The organism is Bacillus sp. FDAARGOS_1420 (genome assembly GCF_019344915.1).
GTDB lineage: Bacteria > Bacillota > Bacilli > Bacillales > Bacillaceae_G > Bacillus_A > Bacillus_A mycoides.
In genome coordinates this window covers 2,897,828-2,914,228 of record NZ_JAHWJB010000002.1, presented here as the reverse complement: position 1 = coordinate 2,914,228, position 16,401 = coordinate 2,897,828, and the positions used below count along the sequence as shown (strand labels likewise).

17 protein-coding genes and 1 pseudogene are annotated in these 16,401 nt (G+C 37.9%); all 18 read left to right on the top strand.

Features of this window, described 5'->3' with window-relative positions; genetic code table 11:
* Positions 1 to 3 precede the first annotated feature (3 nt).
* The 18 genes and pseudogenes from I6L50_RS25050 to hslU all read left to right on the top strand — a co-directional run bounded on the left by I6L50_RS25050 (position 4) and on the right by hslU (position 16,347).
* Positions 4 to 336, top strand: coding sequence for a putative DNA-binding protein (locus tag I6L50_RS25050; RefSeq protein ID WP_002033794.1), 333 nt, complete (start codon positions 4 to 6; stop codon positions 334 to 336).
* A gap of 12 nt (positions 337 to 348) precedes the next feature.
* A complete protein-coding gene (ffh, locus tag I6L50_RS25045; protein WP_002014519.1) occupies positions 349 to 1,698 on the top strand; it encodes a signal recognition particle protein in 1,350 nt (449 codons plus the stop codon).
* Between the two features lie 100 nt (positions 1,699 to 1,798).
* Entirely contained in the window at positions 1,799 to 2,071 is a 273-nt protein-coding gene (rpsP, locus tag I6L50_RS25040; protein WP_000268750.1) for a 30S ribosomal protein S16, read from the top strand.
* Between the two features lie 14 nt (positions 2,072 to 2,085).
* On the top strand, positions 2,086 to 2,313 hold the full coding sequence (locus I6L50_RS25035) for a KH domain-containing protein (RefSeq protein WP_002088196.1): 228 nt from the start codon (positions 2,086 to 2,088) through the stop codon (positions 2,311 to 2,313).
* A 121-nt stretch (positions 2,314 to 2,434) separates the two neighbouring features.
* Positions 2,435 to 2,950: a ribosome maturation factor RimM gene (gene rimM, locus I6L50_RS25030; RefSeq protein WP_002014521.1), complete on the top strand. Its 516-nt coding sequence runs from the start codon at positions 2,435 to 2,437 to the stop codon at positions 2,948 to 2,950.
* Positions 2,950 to 3,684 carry a tRNA (guanosine(37)-N1)-methyltransferase TrmD gene (trmD, locus tag I6L50_RS25025; protein ID WP_219303414.1) on the top strand — a complete coding sequence of 245 codons (735 nt, stop codon included), beginning with the start codon at positions 2,950 to 2,952 and terminating at the stop codon, positions 3,682 to 3,684. The genes rimM and trmD overlap by 1 nt, the downstream gene beginning before the upstream one ends.
* Positions 3,685 to 3,830: 146 nt before the next feature.
* Positions 3,831 to 4,175 carry a 50S ribosomal protein L19 gene (gene rplS / locus I6L50_RS25020; protein WP_002014524.1) on the top strand — a complete coding sequence of 115 codons (345 nt, stop codon included), beginning with the start codon at positions 3,831 to 3,833 and terminating at the stop codon, positions 4,173 to 4,175.
* 100 nt (positions 4,176 to 4,275) lie between these two features.
* Positions 4,276 to 4,827, top strand: coding sequence for a signal peptidase I (gene lepB / locus I6L50_RS25015; RefSeq protein WP_219303413.1), 552 nt, complete (start codon positions 4,276 to 4,278; stop codon positions 4,825 to 4,827).
* A 20-nt stretch (positions 4,828 to 4,847) separates the two neighbouring features.
* Positions 4,848 to 5,738: a ribosome biogenesis GTPase YlqF gene (gene ylqF, locus I6L50_RS25010; RefSeq protein ID WP_002088188.1), complete on the top strand. Its 891-nt coding sequence runs from the start codon at positions 4,848 to 4,850 to the stop codon at positions 5,736 to 5,738.
* Positions 5,739 to 5,793: 55 nt separating this feature from the next.
* Positions 5,794 to 6,567 (top strand): ribonuclease HII, encoded by a 774-nt coding sequence (locus I6L50_RS25005; protein ID WP_219303412.1) that lies wholly within the window; start codon positions 5,794 to 5,796, stop codon positions 6,565 to 6,567.
* 193 nt (positions 6,568 to 6,760) lie between these two features.
* Positions 6,761 to 7,921, top strand: a complete 1,161-nt coding sequence (gene sucC / locus I6L50_RS25000) for an ADP-forming succinate--CoA ligase subunit beta (RefSeq protein WP_002014529.1) — start codon at positions 6,761 to 6,763, stop codon at positions 7,919 to 7,921.
* A 19-nt stretch (positions 7,922 to 7,940) separates the two neighbouring features.
* Positions 7,941 to 8,843 carry a succinate--CoA ligase subunit alpha gene (sucD, locus tag I6L50_RS24995; RefSeq protein ID WP_002033796.1) on the top strand — a complete coding sequence of 301 codons (903 nt, stop codon included), beginning with the start codon at positions 7,941 to 7,943 and terminating at the stop codon, positions 8,841 to 8,843.
* An 88-nt stretch (positions 8,844 to 8,931) separates the two neighbouring features.
* Positions 8,932 to 9,801: pseudogene (gene dprA / locus I6L50_RS24990) on the top strand (DNA-processing protein DprA).
* Positions 9,802 to 9,945: 144 nt separating this feature from the next.
* On the top strand, positions 9,946 to 12,024 hold the full coding sequence (gene topA / locus I6L50_RS24985) for a type I DNA topoisomerase (protein ID WP_002088184.1): 2,079 nt from the start codon (positions 9,946 to 9,948) through the stop codon (positions 12,022 to 12,024).
* Positions 12,025 to 12,072: 48 nt separating this feature from the next.
* A complete protein-coding gene (gene trmFO / locus I6L50_RS24980) occupies positions 12,073 to 13,377 on the top strand; it encodes an FADH(2)-oxidizing methylenetetrahydrofolate--tRNA-(uracil(54)-C(5))-methyltransferase TrmFO (protein ID WP_002066796.1) in 1,305 nt (434 codons plus the stop codon).
* A 71-nt stretch (positions 13,378 to 13,448) separates the two neighbouring features.
* A complete protein-coding gene (gene xerC / locus I6L50_RS24975) occupies positions 13,449 to 14,348 on the top strand; it encodes a tyrosine recombinase XerC (protein WP_078175468.1) in 900 nt (299 codons plus the stop codon).
* Between the two features lie 42 nt (positions 14,349 to 14,390).
* Complete coding sequence (hslV, locus tag I6L50_RS24970) at positions 14,391 to 14,933, top strand: ATP-dependent protease proteolytic subunit HslV (RefSeq protein WP_002014538.1); 543 nt, start codon at positions 14,391 to 14,393, stop codon at positions 14,931 to 14,933.
* 22 nt (positions 14,934 to 14,955) lie between these two features.
* Positions 14,956 to 16,347: an ATP-dependent protease ATPase subunit HslU gene (hslU, locus tag I6L50_RS24965; protein WP_002014539.1), complete on the top strand. Its 1,392-nt coding sequence runs from the start codon at positions 14,956 to 14,958 to the stop codon at positions 16,345 to 16,347.
* Positions 16,348 to 16,401 lie beyond the last annotated feature (54 nt).

Below are 16,401 nucleotides of genomic sequence, written 5' to 3'. Positions count from 1 at the left end.
AACATGCTCGAGAAAACAACGAGAATGAACTATTTATTTGATTTTTATCAATCGTTGTTAACGCAAAAACAAAGAAGTTATATGTCGCTTTATTATCTAGATGATTTATCTCTTGGTGAAATTGCGGAAGAATTTGATGTAAGTCGCCAAGCCGTGTATGATAACATTAAACGGACTGAAGCGATGCTTGAAGAATATGAAGATAAATTAGTATTACTTCAAAAGTTTCAAGAGCGACAGCGACTTGTTGCAAAGCTAAAACAGCTACTCAGCGAAGAAGAGCATGTGAATGAAGAAATGAAACAAGTTGTTGAAGCTATCGAAAAATTAGATTAGGAGGGCGGCAATATGGCATTTGAAGGATTAGCCGACCGACTTCAACAGACAATGCAAAAAATCCGCGGCAAAGGAAAAGTTTCTGAAGCCGATGTAAAAGAAATGATGAGAGAAGTTCGTCTAGCTCTTTTAGAAGCGGATGTTAACTTTAAAGTAGTAAAAGATTTTATAAAGCGTGTGTCTGAGCGTGCTGTCGGACAAGATGTAATGAAAAGTTTGACACCTGGACAACAAGTAATTAAAATCGTACAGGAAGAACTTACAGAACTTATGGGCGGAGAGCAAAGCAAAATTGCTGTTGCTAATAAGCCACCTACTGTTATAATGATGGTTGGTCTGCAAGGTGCGGGTAAAACAACGACGACAGGTAAGCTTGCAAATTTGCTTCGTAAAAAGCATAATCGTAAACCGATGCTTGTTGCAGCGGATATTTACCGTCCAGCAGCGATTAAACAGCTTGAAACATTAGGGAAGCAATTGGACATGCCTGTTTTCTCTTTAGGAGATCAAGTAAGTCCGGTTGAAATTGCGAAACAAGCGATTGCGAAAGCAAAAGAAGATCATCACGATTACGTTTTAATCGATACAGCGGGTCGCCTGCATATTGATGAAGAACTAATGGGTGAATTAGCGAAAGTCAAAGAAGTTGCGAAGCCGGATGAAATTTTCCTTGTTGTCGATGCGATGACAGGACAAGACGCGGTAAATGTAGCACAAAGTTTCCATGAACAGTTAGGATTAACAGGTGTTGTACTAACGAAATTAGATGGTGATACGCGCGGTGGTGCGGCATTATCTATTAAGGCTGTAACAAATACACCAATTAAATTTGCTGGTATGGGTGAAAAACTAGATGCAATTGAAGCGTTCCATCCAGAACGTATGGCATCCCGTATTTTAGGGATGGGCGACGTCTTAACATTAATTGAAAAAGCGCAAGCTACAGTTGATGAAGAGAAAGCAAAAGAACTTGAGCAAAAAATGCGTACGCTTTCGTTTACGCTTGACGATTTCCTAGAACAACTTGGACAAGTGCGTCAACTTGGACCACTTGACGAATTGTTAGGAATGCTTCCTGGTGCAAATAAAATTAAAGGGCTGAAAAATGCACAAGTTGATGAAAAACAAATTGGGCATATTGAGGCAATTATTCGTTCTATGACTAAAGTAGAACGAGAACAACCGGAAATAATCAATGCTAGTCGTAAAAAGCGCATTGCCAAAGGTAGCGGTACAACGGTACAAGAAATCAATCGTCTAATCAAGCAATTTGATGATATGAAAAAAATGATGAAGACGATGACGGGAATGCAAAAAGGTAAGAAAAAAGGACTAGGTGGATTGAAGTTTCCATTCATGTAAGGAAAAAAGATGGCTCTGTTAAGAAAAAATACTTTACAAAGCAATAGTCTTTTTGCTAATATAATTATCTGTGTGAAATAAATTCGGAGGTGCTTTATAAATGGCAGTTAAAATTCGTTTAAAACGTATGGGAGCTAAAAAAACTCCTTTCTATCGTGTAGTTGTTGCAGATTCTCGTTCTCCTCGTGACGGACGTTTCATTGAGGAAATCGGTACTTACAATCCGGTTGCTCAACCAGCGGAAGTTAAGATCAACGAAGAAGCAGCATTAAAATGGTTAGGAAATGGTGCTAAACCATCTGATACAGTTCGTAACCTTTTCTCTAACCAAGGTATCATGGAGAAATTCCACTTATCTAAACAAGGTAAGTAATTGAGGCAATGACAATGAAAATGTTAGTCGAGACAATTGTTAAACCTCTTGTGGATCATCCTGGAGATGTAAAAGTTACACAGGAACTTTGCAACGGAGAAATAAAGTATCGATTAACTGTACATCCTGAGGATGTTGGAAAAGTCATTGGAAAGCAAGGGAAAGTTGCGAAAGCGATTAGAATGCTCTTGTATTCAGTGGGACATCATAATGATGAGAACGTCACACTGGAAATTCAATAAACGTAAAAAGGGCGAGGAGTTATTTCCTCTCCCTTTTTTAACATTTAAAGAGAAATTGCATGTTCCATATATAAAATGGAAATGCTTAATTTATATAGAAACCAGGGGTGACATACTATTTATGACAAAGTGGTTTAATGTAGGGAAAATTGTAAATACTCATGGCGTAAAAGGAGAAATTCGTGTTATTTCTCGTACTGATTTTCCAGAAGAGCGATATAAAGTAGGGAACACGTTATACATATGGGATGAGAAAGGTACAGACTATCTTACAGTGAAGGTAACTTCTCATCGTCAACATAAGACATTTGATTTATTAACACTTGAAGGATACAACAATGTAGATGAAGTAGAGAAGTTAAAAGGTTCTTTAATAAAAGTGCCAGAAGAGCAGTTAGGCGAACTAGCTGAAGGCGAATACTACTACCATGAAATTATTGGTTGCAACGTTGTAACGGAAGAAGGAGAAGCGTTAGGGACAATCAAAGAGATTCTATCTCCTGGTGCGAATGACGTTTGGGTGATTAAACGTCCAAAGGGTCAAGATTTGTTAATTCCTTATATTGATGACGTTGTACTTCAAGTTAACATTGAAAATAAATTAGTAACCATTCATGTAATGGAAGGGCTACTATAATGAAAATTGACATTTTAACATTGTTTCCAGATATGTTTACGGGTGTATTTGGGTCTTCAATTTTAAAGAAAGCACAAGAAAAAGAAGCGGTAGAGCTTCGTGTTGTCAATTTTCGTGAGTATACAACTAGTAAGCATAATAGTGTAGATGATTATCCGTATGGTGGGGGCGCTGGTATGGTATTAACCCCACAGCCTATCTTTGACGCAGTAGAAGAGTTAACGAAGGAAACAGACCGTAAGCCGAGAATCGTCTTAATGTGTCCACAAGGAGAGCGTTTCACGCAGAAGAAGGCAGAAGAGCTTGCTGGAGAAGAGCATGTTATTTTTGTATGTGGCCATTATGAAGGATACGATGAACGAATTCGTGAGCATCTTGTAACAGACGAGATTTCTATTGGGGATTACGTATTAACGGGTGGAGAATTGGCTTCTATGGTAGTCACTGACAGTGTTGTACGTCTTTTGCCAGGAGTGCTTGGGAATCAAGCGTCACAAGTGGAAGACTCTTTTAGCACAGGTTTGTTAGAACACCCACATTATACACGTCCTGCTGATTTTCGTGGTATGAAGGTACCGGATGTACTAATGTCAGGAAATCATAAAAACATTGATGAATGGCGCCATAAAGAGTCACTACGTCGTACGTACACACGTAGACCGGATTTACTGGAAGAACGAGAATTATCTAAGCAAGAAGAGAAATGGCTGGAACAGATTAAAGAAGACCGATAAGGGCTTGATATATTTTCTATTGCAACAGTCCTAGCAATATGCTATTATAACATTTGTGCTACTGAAATCAGTAGCCGTATTAACGATGTTCCGCTGTAATTTAATAAGACTTTATAAGAGCATCTGTTTAAAGGAGAGAATTTAATATGCAACAATTAATCACAGAAATCACAAAAGGCCAATTGAAAACTGACCTTCCTTCATTCCGTCCTGGAGACACTTTACGTGTACACGTAAAAGTAGTTGAGGGAACTCGTGAAAGAATTCAGCTTTTCGAAGGTGTTGTAATTAAACGTCGTGGTGGCGGAATCAGTGAAACATTCACAGTTCGTAAGATTTCTTACGGTGTAGGTGTTGAGCGTACATTCCCAGTTCACACGCCAAGAATCGCGAACATCGAAGTACTTCGCCGTGGTAAAGTACGTCGTGCTAAGTTATACTACTTACGTAACCTTCGCGGTAAAAAAGCACGTATTAAAGAAATTCGATAAGACATGTATGGGAGCTTGTAAATACACAAGCTCCCTTTTTCCAATCTATATGAAATTTTGGTATAATACGAGCAGCTTACATAACAGTGGAGGGGAAAGCATGAAGAAAGAGAAGAGCTCACTTTGGGAATGGATCAAAGCAATTTTGATTGCTGTTGTATTAGCGGGCGTAATTAGACAGTTTTTCTTTGCCCCAATTCTCGTAGACGGTGTATCGATGTCGCCGACTTTACATGACCGTGATCGAATGATTGTTAATAAAATTGGCTATCACATAGGTGATCCGAAACGCTTTGATATTATTGTATTCCGAGCGACGGAAGAAAAAGATTATATTAAGCGTATTATTGGCCTGCCAGGCGACGAAATCGAATACCGTAATGATAAACTATATGTTAACGGGAAACCTTATGAGGAGCCGTATTTAGATAAGCAGAAAAAACAACTTGCTGACGGACCGCTTACATATGATTTTACTCTTGAAGAAATGACAGGAAAGAAAATTGTTCCAGAAGGTCAATTATTTGTTTTAGGCGATAATCGTCGTTTTAGTAAAGATAGCCGTTCGATTGGTACAATTTCAATGGACCAAATGATAGGTAAAGCAAATATGCTATATTGGCCGTTAAAAGATGCACGTATTGTGAAATAAAAGAAAAAGAAGGTGGCAACATGGTAATTCAATGGTTCCCAGGACATATGGCAAAGGCTAGACGCCAAGTAACAGAAAAATTAAAGTTAATTGATGTTGTAATTGAGCTTGTAGATGCTCGATTACCTTTATCTTCTCGTAATCCAATGATTGATGAAATTATTACACATAAACCAAGGCTTGTTGTTTTAAATAAAGCGGATATGGCGGATGATCGTCTTACAAAGCAGTGGATTGCATATTTTGATGAAAGAGGTCAAAAGGCAATTTCAATTAATGCGCAAGCTGGACAAGGTATGAAAGAAATTGCAGCAGCTTGTAAAGTTCTTGTCAAAGAAAAATTCGATAAAATGGTTGCTAAAGGTATTAGACCAAGAGCAATTCGTGCTTTAATTGTAGGTATTCCAAACGTTGGTAAATCTACACTGATTAATAAATTAGCGAAGAAAAATATAGCAAAAACAGGAGATCGTCCTGGTGTGACAACGGCCCAGCAGTGGATTAAAGTTGGGAAAGAAATGGAATTATTAGATACACCAGGTATTTTGTGGCCTAAATTTGAAGATGAATTAGTTGGTCTTCGTTTAGCGACGACTGGTGCAATTAAAGATTCTATATTAAATTTACAGGATGTAGCTATTTATGCGTTACGTTTTATGGAAAAACATTATCCAGAACGTTTAAAAGAGCGATATAATTTAAATGACATTCCAGAAGAAATTGTGGAGTTATTTGATGCGATTGGAAAAAACAGAGGTTGCTTAATGGGCGGCGGAATGATTGATTATGATAAAACATCTGAGCTTATACTTCGTGAGCTTCGTGGTGGAAGATTTGGAAAAATGACGTTTGAAACACCAGAAGAGTTTGCAGAGCAGGTAGAAGATGTGGAAAAAGTAGAAGAAGTATAAGACGTGCGTTTGTACGTCTTTTCTTTTTGGTTACGTTTAAAAGGAGTGTAAATAGATGCAAAAAATGACTATTCAAGAAGTTGAATGTTTGCTGCAAGAAATTATGAATGAAGAAGACGAGCGTTTTCAAATGTTAGTGAACGATGAGCGAAAAGGTGTTCAAAAACTAATTTTGAAGTGGTATAAACAAAAAGAGTTAGCGCAAAAAGAAAGAGAAAAATTTCTAGAAATGTCAAAGTACGAAAATGAGTTACGTGAAAAAGGGCTCACATACATTGCTGGTATTGATGAAGTGGGTCGTGGGCCGTTAGCAGGACCGGTTGTGACGGCGGCTGTCGTCCTTCCGGAAGATTTTTATATTCCAGGATTAAATGACTCGAAAAAATTAAGTGAAGCGAAACGTGAGCGTTTTTATGATGAAATTAAAGAGCATGCAATTGCGATTGGAGTTGGAATTATATCACCACAAGTTATTGATGAAATAAATATTTATCAAGCGACGAAGCAAGCGATGTTAGATGCCGTTGCTAATTTATCGTGTACACCAGAATATTTATTAATCGATGCGATGAAGCTTCCTACATCAATTCCGCAAACATCAATCATTAAAGGTGATGCGAAAAGTGTCTCTATTTCAGCTGCATCTATTATTGCGAAAGTGACGAGAGATCGCATGATGAAAGAGTTAGGAGGAAAGTATCCTGCATATGGATTTGAACAACATATGGGATATGGGACGAAACAACATTTAGAAGCGATTGAAGCGCATGGAGTATTAGAGGAACATCGAAAATCATTCGCGCCAATTAAAGATATGATTCAAAAATAAGCTGTATATTCACAGCTTATTTTTTATTTTGGTATATAAACATTATTATTTCCGAAAAAGAATAAAGCGATTTCAGTTTTCTGACACTTTATTGTAGACAGCGTGCCAATCATCTTATACAATGGCAATGTAATGTTTTTTAAACATTAAAAAACTTTTCGAGTAAAACAGGAAAACAGGGGAGGATGGGACCATGAATATCCATGAGTACCAAGGTAAGGCAGTCCTTAGAAGCTATGGGGTTAGCGTTCCGAACGGGAAGGTTGCATTTACAGTAGAAGAAGCTGTAGAAGCAGCGAAAGAATTAGGAACGGAAGTATGTGTAGTTAAAGCGCAAATTCACGCTGGTGGACGCGGCAAAGCTGGCGGTGTAAAAGTTGCGAAAAATTTAGAAGAAGTTCGTACATATGCAGAAAGCATTTTAGGAACTACACTTGTGACGCATCAAACAGGTCCTGAAGGTAAGGAAGTAAAACGCTTACTTATCGAAGAAGGTTGCGATATTAAAAAAGAATATTATGTAGGTCTTGTATTAGATCGTGCAACTTCTCAAGTTGTTTTAATGGCATCTGAAGAAGGTGGAACAGAAATTGAAGAAGTAGCAGAAAAAACGCCTGAAAAAATCTTTAAAGAATATATTGATCCAGCAGTAGGTTTACAAGGTTTCCAAGCGCGTAGAATCGCGTTTAACATCAATATTCCAAAAGAACTTGTAGGACAAGCTGTGAAGTTTATGATGGGCTTATACAGTGCGTTTATCGAAAAAGATTGCTCTATCGCTGAGATTAATCCACTTGTTACAACAGGTGACGGTAAAGTTATGGCGTTAGATGCAAAATTAAACTTTGATTCTAATGCGTTATATCGCAATAAAGATATTTTAGAACTTCGTGATCTTGAAGAAGAAGATTCAAAAGAAATTGAAGCTTCTAAATATGACTTAAACTACATTCCTTTAGATGGAAATATCGGTTGTATGGTTAATGGTGCAGGTTTAGCAATGGCTACAATGGATATCATTAAACATTACCATGGTGACCCGGCTAACTTCTTAGATGTTGGTGGCGGCGCAACAGCTGAAAAAGTTACAGAAGCATTCAAAATTATCCTTTCTGACAAAAATGTAAAAGGTATCTTCGTTAACATTTTTGGTGGCATTATGAAGTGTGATGTTATCGCAGAAGGTGTTATTGAAGCGACGAAGCAGGTAGGTCTTGAGTTGCCTTTAGTTGTACGTCTTGAAGGTACAAACGTAGAGCTAGGAAAGAAAATTTTAAATGAGTCTGGTTTAAATATTGTTGCAGCAGAATCTATGGCAGACGGTGCACAAAAAATTGTTTCACTAGTGGGCTAATAGAAAGCGGGGGAGAAAAATGAGCGTATTAGTTAATAAAGATACAAAAGTTATTGTTCAAGGTATTACAGGTTCTCAAGGATTATTCCATACAAAGCAAATGATTGAATACGGTACGAAAATTGTAGGTGGTGTAACACCAGGTAAAGGTGGCACTGATATTGAAGGCGTACCAGTATTTGATACAGTAGAAGATGCTGTGAAAGCAACAGGCGCAAACGCTTCAGTTGTATACGTTCCACCCGCTTTTGCGGCTGATGCAATTATGGAAGCAGTTGATGCAAAGGTTGATTTAGTAGTATGTATTACTGAAGGAATCCCTGTATTAGATATGGTAAACGTAAAGAGATATATGGCGGGTAAACATACACGTTTACTTGGACCAAACTGCCCTGGTGTCATTACACCTGACGAATGTAAAATTGGTATTATGCCAGGATATATTCACAAAAAAGGTCATGTTGGTATCGTATCTCGCTCTGGTACATTAACGTATGAAGCTGTACATCAGTTAACGCAAGAAGGTATTGGCCAATCTACTGCTGTAGGTATCGGGGGAGACCCTGTTAACGGTACGGACTTTATTGATGCGTTAAAAGCATTTAATGAAGATGAAGAAACGCATGCTGTAATTATGATTGGTGAAATCGGCGGTACGGCAGAAGAAGAAGCAGCAGAATGGGTACAAGCTAATATGACAAAACCAGTTGTAGGCTTCATTGGTGGTCAAACAGCGCCTGAAGGCAAACGTATGGGTCATGCTGGGGCGATCATTTCTGGCGGCAAAGGAACTGCTGCTGAAAAGATTAAAACAATGGAAGCTTGTGGTATTAAAGTAGCGGAAACACCAGCTGTTATGGGTGAAACATTAATCTCTGTTTTAAAAGAAAAGGGATTATTTGAGACTTGTAAAAACTACTAATCTTTTTGAAAGGCACCTTCTTATTAGAGGGTGTCTTTTTACACATTTTTTGTTTACATAATAAAAATTATGGGTAAGGAGAATTTGGATGAAAAGAGAACGTTTATTGCACCTTCATTACATGTTGGCGGATCATTGGAAGGCGATGGAGAGACTACTATATCTTGATCCAGAACTGAAGGGAATATACAATTTTAGTCCGAAACAATTTGAATATCACGCTGGAATATCCTCGGAAAAATCTTTAGAACTAGTAAATTTTCTTCAAATTTCAAATCTCCAACAATATGTATCCCAGTTAGAATAAAAGAGAATATTTTATATAACAATATGGGATAAGGACTATCCACAATTACTGCGAGAAATACAAGATCCCCCTTTTGTTTTATACGGAAAAGGAGAAAGAGATTTTCTAAATAAAGTAAATAAATTAGCAATTGTTGGAACGAGAGAACCGTCTTTATATGGAAAGGAGAGTATGAGGTTTATCTTACACCCTTTGCTTGAAAAAGAATGGCTTATTGTTAGTGGGTTTGCAAGAGGGATAGATACAATTGCTCATGAAATTACAGTAAGGCAGCATTGCCCGACCATTGCAATATTAGGACACGGATTATCTTATATGTATCCAAAGGAGAATAGAGGTTTGTATGACATGTGGAAAGATTATATATTGTTATTGACAGAGTATCCGCCTCATTATGTGCCGAAAAAATGGTATTTCCCCAAAAGAAATCGAATTATTAGCGGTATAAGTAAAGGTGTTCTAGTTGTAGAAGCAAAAACGAGAAGTGGATCCCTTATTACTGCAGACCTTGCGCTAGAACAAAATAGAGAGGTGTTTGCGCTTCCTGGACCTATATTTATAGAGAGTGCAGCGGGAACGAATCATCTAATTCAACAAGGCGCAAAGCTAGTAAGAAATGCGGAGGATATCCTTGAAGAAATTTTAAATTAACCATATATTTTTATGTTTTTATTAAACAATTATTGACAAATGGTAGATTGTCGCTGTATGGTATATTCATTCTTGATTGACAAAAACAAGAGAAATCAATAAGATTGATGAAGACTTGAATCCACCTCTTAAGGAGGCACTAGCATGTCAGATTACCTCGTAATCGTGGAGTCGCCTTCTAAGGCGAAGACCATTGAAAAATATTTAGGGAAAAAATACAAAGTCGTCGCGTCCATGGGACATGTCCGCGATTTACCTAAAAGCCAAATGGGGATAGAAGTAAAGAATAACTTCACCCCGAAGTATATTACCATTCGTGGTAAGGGTCCCGTTTTAAAAGATTTAAAATCAGCGGCAAAAAAAGCAAAGAAAGTCTATCTCGCGGCCGATCCGGATCGTGAAGGAGAAGCAATTGCTTGGCATTTAGCAAATACGTTAAATGTGGACGTTGAATCAGATTGCCGAGTTGTATTTAATGAGATTACAAAAGATGCAATAAAAGAATCATTTAAATATCCTCGTGCAATTAATATGGATTTAGTAGATGCACAACAGGCAAGGCGTATACTCGATCGTCTTGTTGGTTACAATATTAGTCCTTTATTATGGAAGAAAGTAAAAAAAGGATTAAGTGCAGGACGCGTACAATCTGTAGCAGTTCGTTTAATCATCGAACGTGAAAAAGAAATTCAAAGTTTTGAACCTGAAGAATTCTGGACAATTAAAACAGAATTTGTGAAAGGGAAAGACACATTTGAAGCAAGCTTTTACGGTGTAGATGGTGAAAAAGTTCAATTAACGAACGAAGCACAAGTGAACGAAATAATCGAAAAGATGAAAGACAATGCGTTTTCGGTTGAAAATGTAACGCGAAAAGAGCGAAAGCGTAACCCTGCATTACCGTTTACAACATCTTCCTTGCAACAAGAGGCAGCGCGTAAGTTAAATATGCGAGCAAAGAAAACAATGATGCTTGCACAGCAGCTGTATGAAGGGATAGATCTTGGAAAACAAGGGACTGTAGGTCTTATTACGTATATGAGAACTGATTCAACACGTATCTCAGAAACAGCTCAAACAGAGGCTCGTGATTACATTACTGAGGCGTTTGGTGCGGAATACATAGGAACAGAGAAGAGGAAAGAAACGAAAAAGTCGAAAGCACAAGATGCGCATGAGGCGATTCGTCCTACTTCGGTAATGAGAAAGCCAGAGGAACTAAAAAGTTTCTTAAGTCGTGATCAACTCCGTTTGTATAAACTGATTTGGGAGCGATTTGTTGCAAGTCAAATGGCATCTGCTATAATGGATACTGTTACAGCGAAACTCATTAATAACAATGTTCAGTTCCGTGCAAGTGGATCAGTTGTAAAGTTCCCAGGATTTATGAAAGTGTACGTAGAGTCGAAAGATGATGGTGCGGAAGAAAAGGATAAGATGTTGCCACCGTTAGAAGTAGGTGAAACTGTATTTTCAAAAGATATAGAACCAAAGCAACATTACACACAGCCTCCGCCGCGTTATACAGAGGCTCGTCTAGTAAGAACACTTGAAGAGCTTGGAATTGGGAGACCGTCTACTTATGTACCGACACTTGAAACAATCCAAAAACGAGGATACGTTGCTTTAGATAATAAACGCTTCGTTCCGACTGAGCTTGGTGGAATAGTAATCGAACTTATTTTAGAGTTTTTCCCAGAAATTATTAACATTGAATTTACTGCCAATATGGAGCAAAGCCTTGATGAAGTAGAAGAAGGAAATGCAAATTGGGTGAAAATTGTTGATGATTTCTACGTAGGATTTGAACCGCGTTTAGAAAAAGCGGAAAAAGAAATGCGTGAAGTGGAAATTAAAGATGAACCAGCTGGGGAAGACTGTGAATTATGTAGTCACCCGATGGTTTTTAAAATGGGTAAATATGGGAAGTTTATGGCTTGTTCAAATTTCCCGGAATGTCGTAATACAAAACCGATTGTAAAAGAAATCGGTGTTACTTGTCCGAAGTGTGATAAAGGGCAAATTATTGAACGACGTAGTAATAAAAAGAAACGCCTTTTCTACGGATGCGGTACGTATCCAGAATGTGACTTTGTATCTTGGGATAAGCCGATTGGTCGTAAATGTCCGAAGTGTGAAGGTATGCTCGTAGAGAAAAAGTTAAAAAAAGGCGTGCAAGTACAATGTATTTCGTGTGATTATGAAGAAGAACAACAAATGTGAGCGTAACTGCTCACATTTTTTTCGGGAAGAAAAGGAAAGGTGATATATATGACAACACAAGTAGTAAACGTCATTGGCGCAGGTCTTGCAGGAAGCGAAGCAGCTTACCAAATTGCAAAGCGTGGTGTCCAAGTAAAATTATATGAAATGAGACCAGTAAGGCAAACACCAGCTCATCATACAGATAAATTTGCTGAATTAGTATGTAGTAACTCACTTCGTGCAAACACATTAACAAATGCTGTTGGTGTTATTAAAGAAGAAATGCGTCTAATGGATTCTGTCATTATTCGTGCAGCTGATGAGTGCTCTGTACCAGCAGGAGGTGCTTTAGCTGTAGACCGTCATGAATTCGCGGCGAAAGTGACTGAATATGTGAAAAATCATCCGAACGTAACTGTAATGAATGAGGAAATCACTGAAATTCCAGAGGGACCAACTGTTATTGCGACAGGTCCACTTACGTCTCCGGATCTTTCTGCACAATTAAAAAAATTAACAGGTGAAGATTATTTTTATTTCTATGATGCTGCAGCGCCGATCGTTGAGAAAGACAGCATTGACATGAATAAAGTATATTTAAAATCCCGTTATGATAAAGGTGAAGCGGCATATTTAAACTGTCCAATGACAGAAGAAGAGTTTGATCGTTTTTATGAGGCTTTAATTGCTGCTGAGACAGTGCCTTTAAAAGAATTTGAAAAAGAAATTTTCTTTGAAGGTTGTATGCCAGTAGAAGTTATGGCAAGTAGAGGGAGACAGACGTTAGTATTTGGACCGATGAAGCCTGTTGGGTTAGAAGATCCGAAAACAGGGAAAACACCGTACGCGGTTGTTCAGTTACGTCAAGATGATGCAGCAGGAACATTATACAATATTGTAGGCTTCCAAACACATTTAAAGTGGGGGCCACAAAAAGAAGTGTTACAGCTAATTCCAGGACTAGAAAACGCAGAGATTGTACGTTATGGTGTAATGCATCGTAATACGTTTATTAATTCGCCTAATTTGCTTCGTCCAACATATCAATATAAACAACGTGATGATTTATTCTTCGCTGGTCAAATGACTGGTGTAGAGGGTTATGTTGAATCAGCAGCATCAGGATTATTAGCGGGTATTAACGCTGCTCGACTTGTACAAGGTGAAGAGCCAGTTGTATTACCACCTGTAACTGCAATGGGAAGTATGGCGAATTATATTACTGCGACAAATGCGAAAAACTTCCAGCCAATGAATGCAAACTTCGGTTTATTTACACCGTTAGAGAAGAAAATTAAAAAGAAACAAGAGCGAAATGAAGCATATGCTACACGCGCTTTGGAAACAATTCAAAATTTTGTAAATATTTAATTAAATTTCTTGCAAAGGCTACTAAGTTGTGATACGATTTAGTAGCCTTTATTGAGGTGAATTATATGGATGTGAATGTGAAGAAATTGTTACAATTATTCGTTGGATATTTACAAATTGAAAGAAATTATTCAAAATATACAATTGCAAGTTATCAAAATGATTTAGAACATTTTGTGCAATTTATGGAGCGAGAAGGCATATCCTCTTTTTTAGATGTTACATACGCGGATGTTCGTTTATACTTGACGACGTTGCACGATCAGAAGTTAGCCCGTAAATCTGTCGCAAGGAAAGTATCAAGCTTACGAAGTTTATATCGTTTTTTGATGCGTGAAGGTTATCAAAAAGATAATCCGTTTGCACTTGCGTCACTTCCCAAGAAAGAATTGTCAATCCCAAAGTTTTTATATGCTGAAGAGTTAGAGGAATTGTTTGAAGTTTCTGATACAGGGGCACCATTAGGTCAAAGGAATCAAGCTTTATTAGAGTTGATGTATGCAACTGGGATTCGTGTAAGCGAATGCGTTAATTTGCAACTTACCGACATTGACTTTGCAGTGGGAACAATTTTAGTGATGGGAAAAGGGAAAAAACAAAGATATATTCCGTTCGGAAGCTATGCACAAGATGCTTTAATTACTTATATAGAGAACGGGAGAAAACAGTTAGCTCAAAAGACTGAAGAACAATCTCATATGGTATTTTTAAATGCGAAAGGTAAGCCGTTAACAGATCAGGGTGTACGTTATGTTTTGAACGAACTCATTAAGAAAGCTTCACTTACAATGCGAATAAGTCCCCATATGTTAAGGCATACATTTGCTACACATATGTTGGATGAAGGAGCGGATTTACGTACTGTGCAGGAGCTATTAGGTCATGAGAATTTGTCAACCACACAAATTTATACGCATGTCTCTAAAGAAAGATTGCGTTCTGTGTACATGAAGCATCACCCGCGGGCATAAATTGCTTTTAAGGCTATAAAAACATATAAAGGAGTTTTTTCTATGGGAAATTTCCACGCTACAACGATATTTGCAGTTCATCATAATGGAGAATGTGCAATGGCTGGAGATGGTCAGGTAACGATGGGGAATGCTGTTGTAATGAAACATACAGCTCGCAAAGTTCGCAAACTTTTCCAAGGGAAAGTTTTAGCTGGTTTTGCAGGATCAGTTGCTGATGCATTTACTCTTTTTGAAATGTTTGAAGGAAAATTAGAAGAGTATAATGGCAACTTGCAGCGCGCTGCAGTTGAGATGGCGAAACAATGGCGTGGTGATAAAATGCTACGTCAGCTAGAAGCAATGCTCATTGTCATGGATAAAACAACGATGCTCCTTGTTTCAGGTACAGGAGAAGTGATTGAACCAGATGATGGTATTTTAGCAATTGGTTCAGGCGGACATTATGCACTTGCTGCTGGTCGTGCTTTAAAGCAACATGCAAGTGAACATTTAACAGCGAAACAAATTGCGAAGGCCAGTTTAGAAATTGCAGGCGATATTTGTGTTTATACGAACCACAACATAATTGTTGAAGAATTGTAGAATCGTAAGGGAGGCATTTTATATGCATTTACATTTTACTCCGCGTCAAATTGTGGAAAAATTAGATCAATACATCATCGGTCAAAAAGATGCAAAGAAAGCGGTTGCTGTAGCTCTACGAAATCGATACCGTCGCAGTAAATTAGTTGAAAATTTACGTGATGAAATTGCACCTAAAAACATTTTAATGATTGGACCGACAGGTGTTGGTAAAACAGAGGTAGCACGGCGAATGGCGAAACTCGTTGGAGCACCTTTTATTAAGGTTGAAGCGACGAAATTTACAGAAGTTGGATATGTGGGTCGAGATGTAGAGTCGATGGTCCGCGACCTTGTTGAAACGTCTGTTCGTATTGTGAAAGAGGAAATGGTAGTTAAAGTTCAAGATAAAGCAGAAGAGCAAGCGAATCAACGTCTTGTTGAAATTTTAGTGCCGAGTCCGGAGAAACAATCTGGATTTAAAAATCCATTAGAAATGCTTTTTGGTGGTAATCAAAATTCAAACCAAACATCTGATGCACAGGAAGATGATGAAATCGAAAAGAAACGTCAAGATGTGGAAAGAAAGCTTGCGGCAGGCCTTCTTGAAGATGAAGTGATATCGATCGAAGTGACGGAACAACAGTCTTCTATGTTTGATATGTTGCAAGGAACTGGCATGGAGCAAATGGGAATGAATTTCCAAGATGCACTAGGAAGTATCATGCCGAAAAAAACGAAAAAACGTAAACTTTCTGTAAAAGAAGCAAGAAAACTCTTGACAAATGAAGAGGCACAGCGCTTAATTGATATGGATGAAGTTACACAAGAGGCTGTTTATCGTGCTGAACAGCTCGGGATTATTTTTATCGATGAAATTGACAAAATTGCTGGTAAGCAGTCGAATAGCGTAGATGTATCGCGTGAAGGTGTGCAACGTGACATTTTACCGATTGTAGAAGGGTCGAATGTAGCAACGAAATATGGATCAGTAAAAACGGATTATATTTTATTTGTTGCAGCTGGAGCGTTCCATATGTCTAAACCGTCGGATTTAATTCCGGAATTGCAAGGGAGATTTCCGATTCGAGTAGAATTAACAAAATTATCGGCGGATGATTTTGTTAAAATATTAATCGAGCCTGACAATGCGCTAATTAAACAGTACACGGCGTTATTAGCGACTGAAGGTATAGAAATTGAATTTTCAGACGAAGCTATTCGTAAGATTGCTGAGATTGCTTATCAAGTTAATCAGGATACAGATAATATTGGAGCGAGAAGACTTCATACTGTTATGGAGAAGCTCCTTGAAGATTTATCGTTTGAGGCATCTGAAATTACGTTAGAGAAAATAACGATAACACCTCAATATGTTGAGGAAAAATTAGCGACAATAGCTAAAAATAAAGATGTGAGCCAGTTTATTTTGTAATAGTGTCATCAGGTGACTCGCCCTAGTTTCCAAGTGATGAAAAAATATGTAAGT

Excerpts from the sequence above, each read along its gene's own strand:
- I6L50_RS25050 (WP_002033794.1), top strand. The coding sequence starts at position 4 with ATGCTCGAGAAAACAACGAGAATGAACTATTTATTTGATTTTTATCAA.
- ffh (WP_002014519.1), top strand. The coding sequence starts at position 349 with ATGGCATTTGAAGGATTAGCCGACCGACTTCAACAGACAATGCAAAAA.
- rpsP (WP_000268750.1), top strand. The coding sequence starts at position 1,799 with ATGGCAGTTAAAATTCGTTTAAAACGTATGGGAGCTAAAAAAACTCCT.
- I6L50_RS25035 (WP_002088196.1), top strand. The coding sequence starts at position 2,086 with ATGAAAATGTTAGTCGAGACAATTGTTAAACCTCTTGTGGATCATCCT.
- rimM (WP_002014521.1), top strand. The coding sequence starts at position 2,435 with ATGACAAAGTGGTTTAATGTAGGGAAAATTGTAAATACTCATGGCGTA.
- trmD (WP_219303414.1), top strand. The coding sequence starts at position 2,950 with ATGAAAATTGACATTTTAACATTGTTTCCAGATATGTTTACGGGTGTA.
- rplS (WP_002014524.1), top strand. The coding sequence starts at position 3,831 with ATGCAACAATTAATCACAGAAATCACAAAAGGCCAATTGAAAACTGAC.
- lepB (WP_219303413.1), top strand. The coding sequence starts at position 4,276 with ATGAAGAAAGAGAAGAGCTCACTTTGGGAATGGATCAAAGCAATTTTG.
- ylqF (WP_002088188.1), top strand. The coding sequence starts at position 4,848 with ATGGTAATTCAATGGTTCCCAGGACATATGGCAAAGGCTAGACGCCAA.
- I6L50_RS25005 (WP_219303412.1), top strand. The coding sequence starts at position 5,794 with ATGCAAAAAATGACTATTCAAGAAGTTGAATGTTTGCTGCAAGAAATT.
- sucC (WP_002014529.1), top strand. The coding sequence starts at position 6,761 with ATGAATATCCATGAGTACCAAGGTAAGGCAGTCCTTAGAAGCTATGGG.
- sucD (WP_002033796.1), top strand. The coding sequence starts at position 7,941 with ATGAGCGTATTAGTTAATAAAGATACAAAAGTTATTGTTCAAGGTATT.
- topA (WP_002088184.1), top strand. The coding sequence starts at position 9,946 with ATGTCAGATTACCTCGTAATCGTGGAGTCGCCTTCTAAGGCGAAGACC.
- trmFO (WP_002066796.1), top strand. The coding sequence starts at position 12,073 with ATGACAACACAAGTAGTAAACGTCATTGGCGCAGGTCTTGCAGGAAGC.
- hslV (WP_002014538.1), top strand. The coding sequence starts at position 14,391 with ATGGGAAATTTCCACGCTACAACGATATTTGCAGTTCATCATAATGGA.
- hslU (WP_002014539.1), top strand. The coding sequence starts at position 14,956 with ATGCATTTACATTTTACTCCGCGTCAAATTGTGGAAAAATTAGATCAA.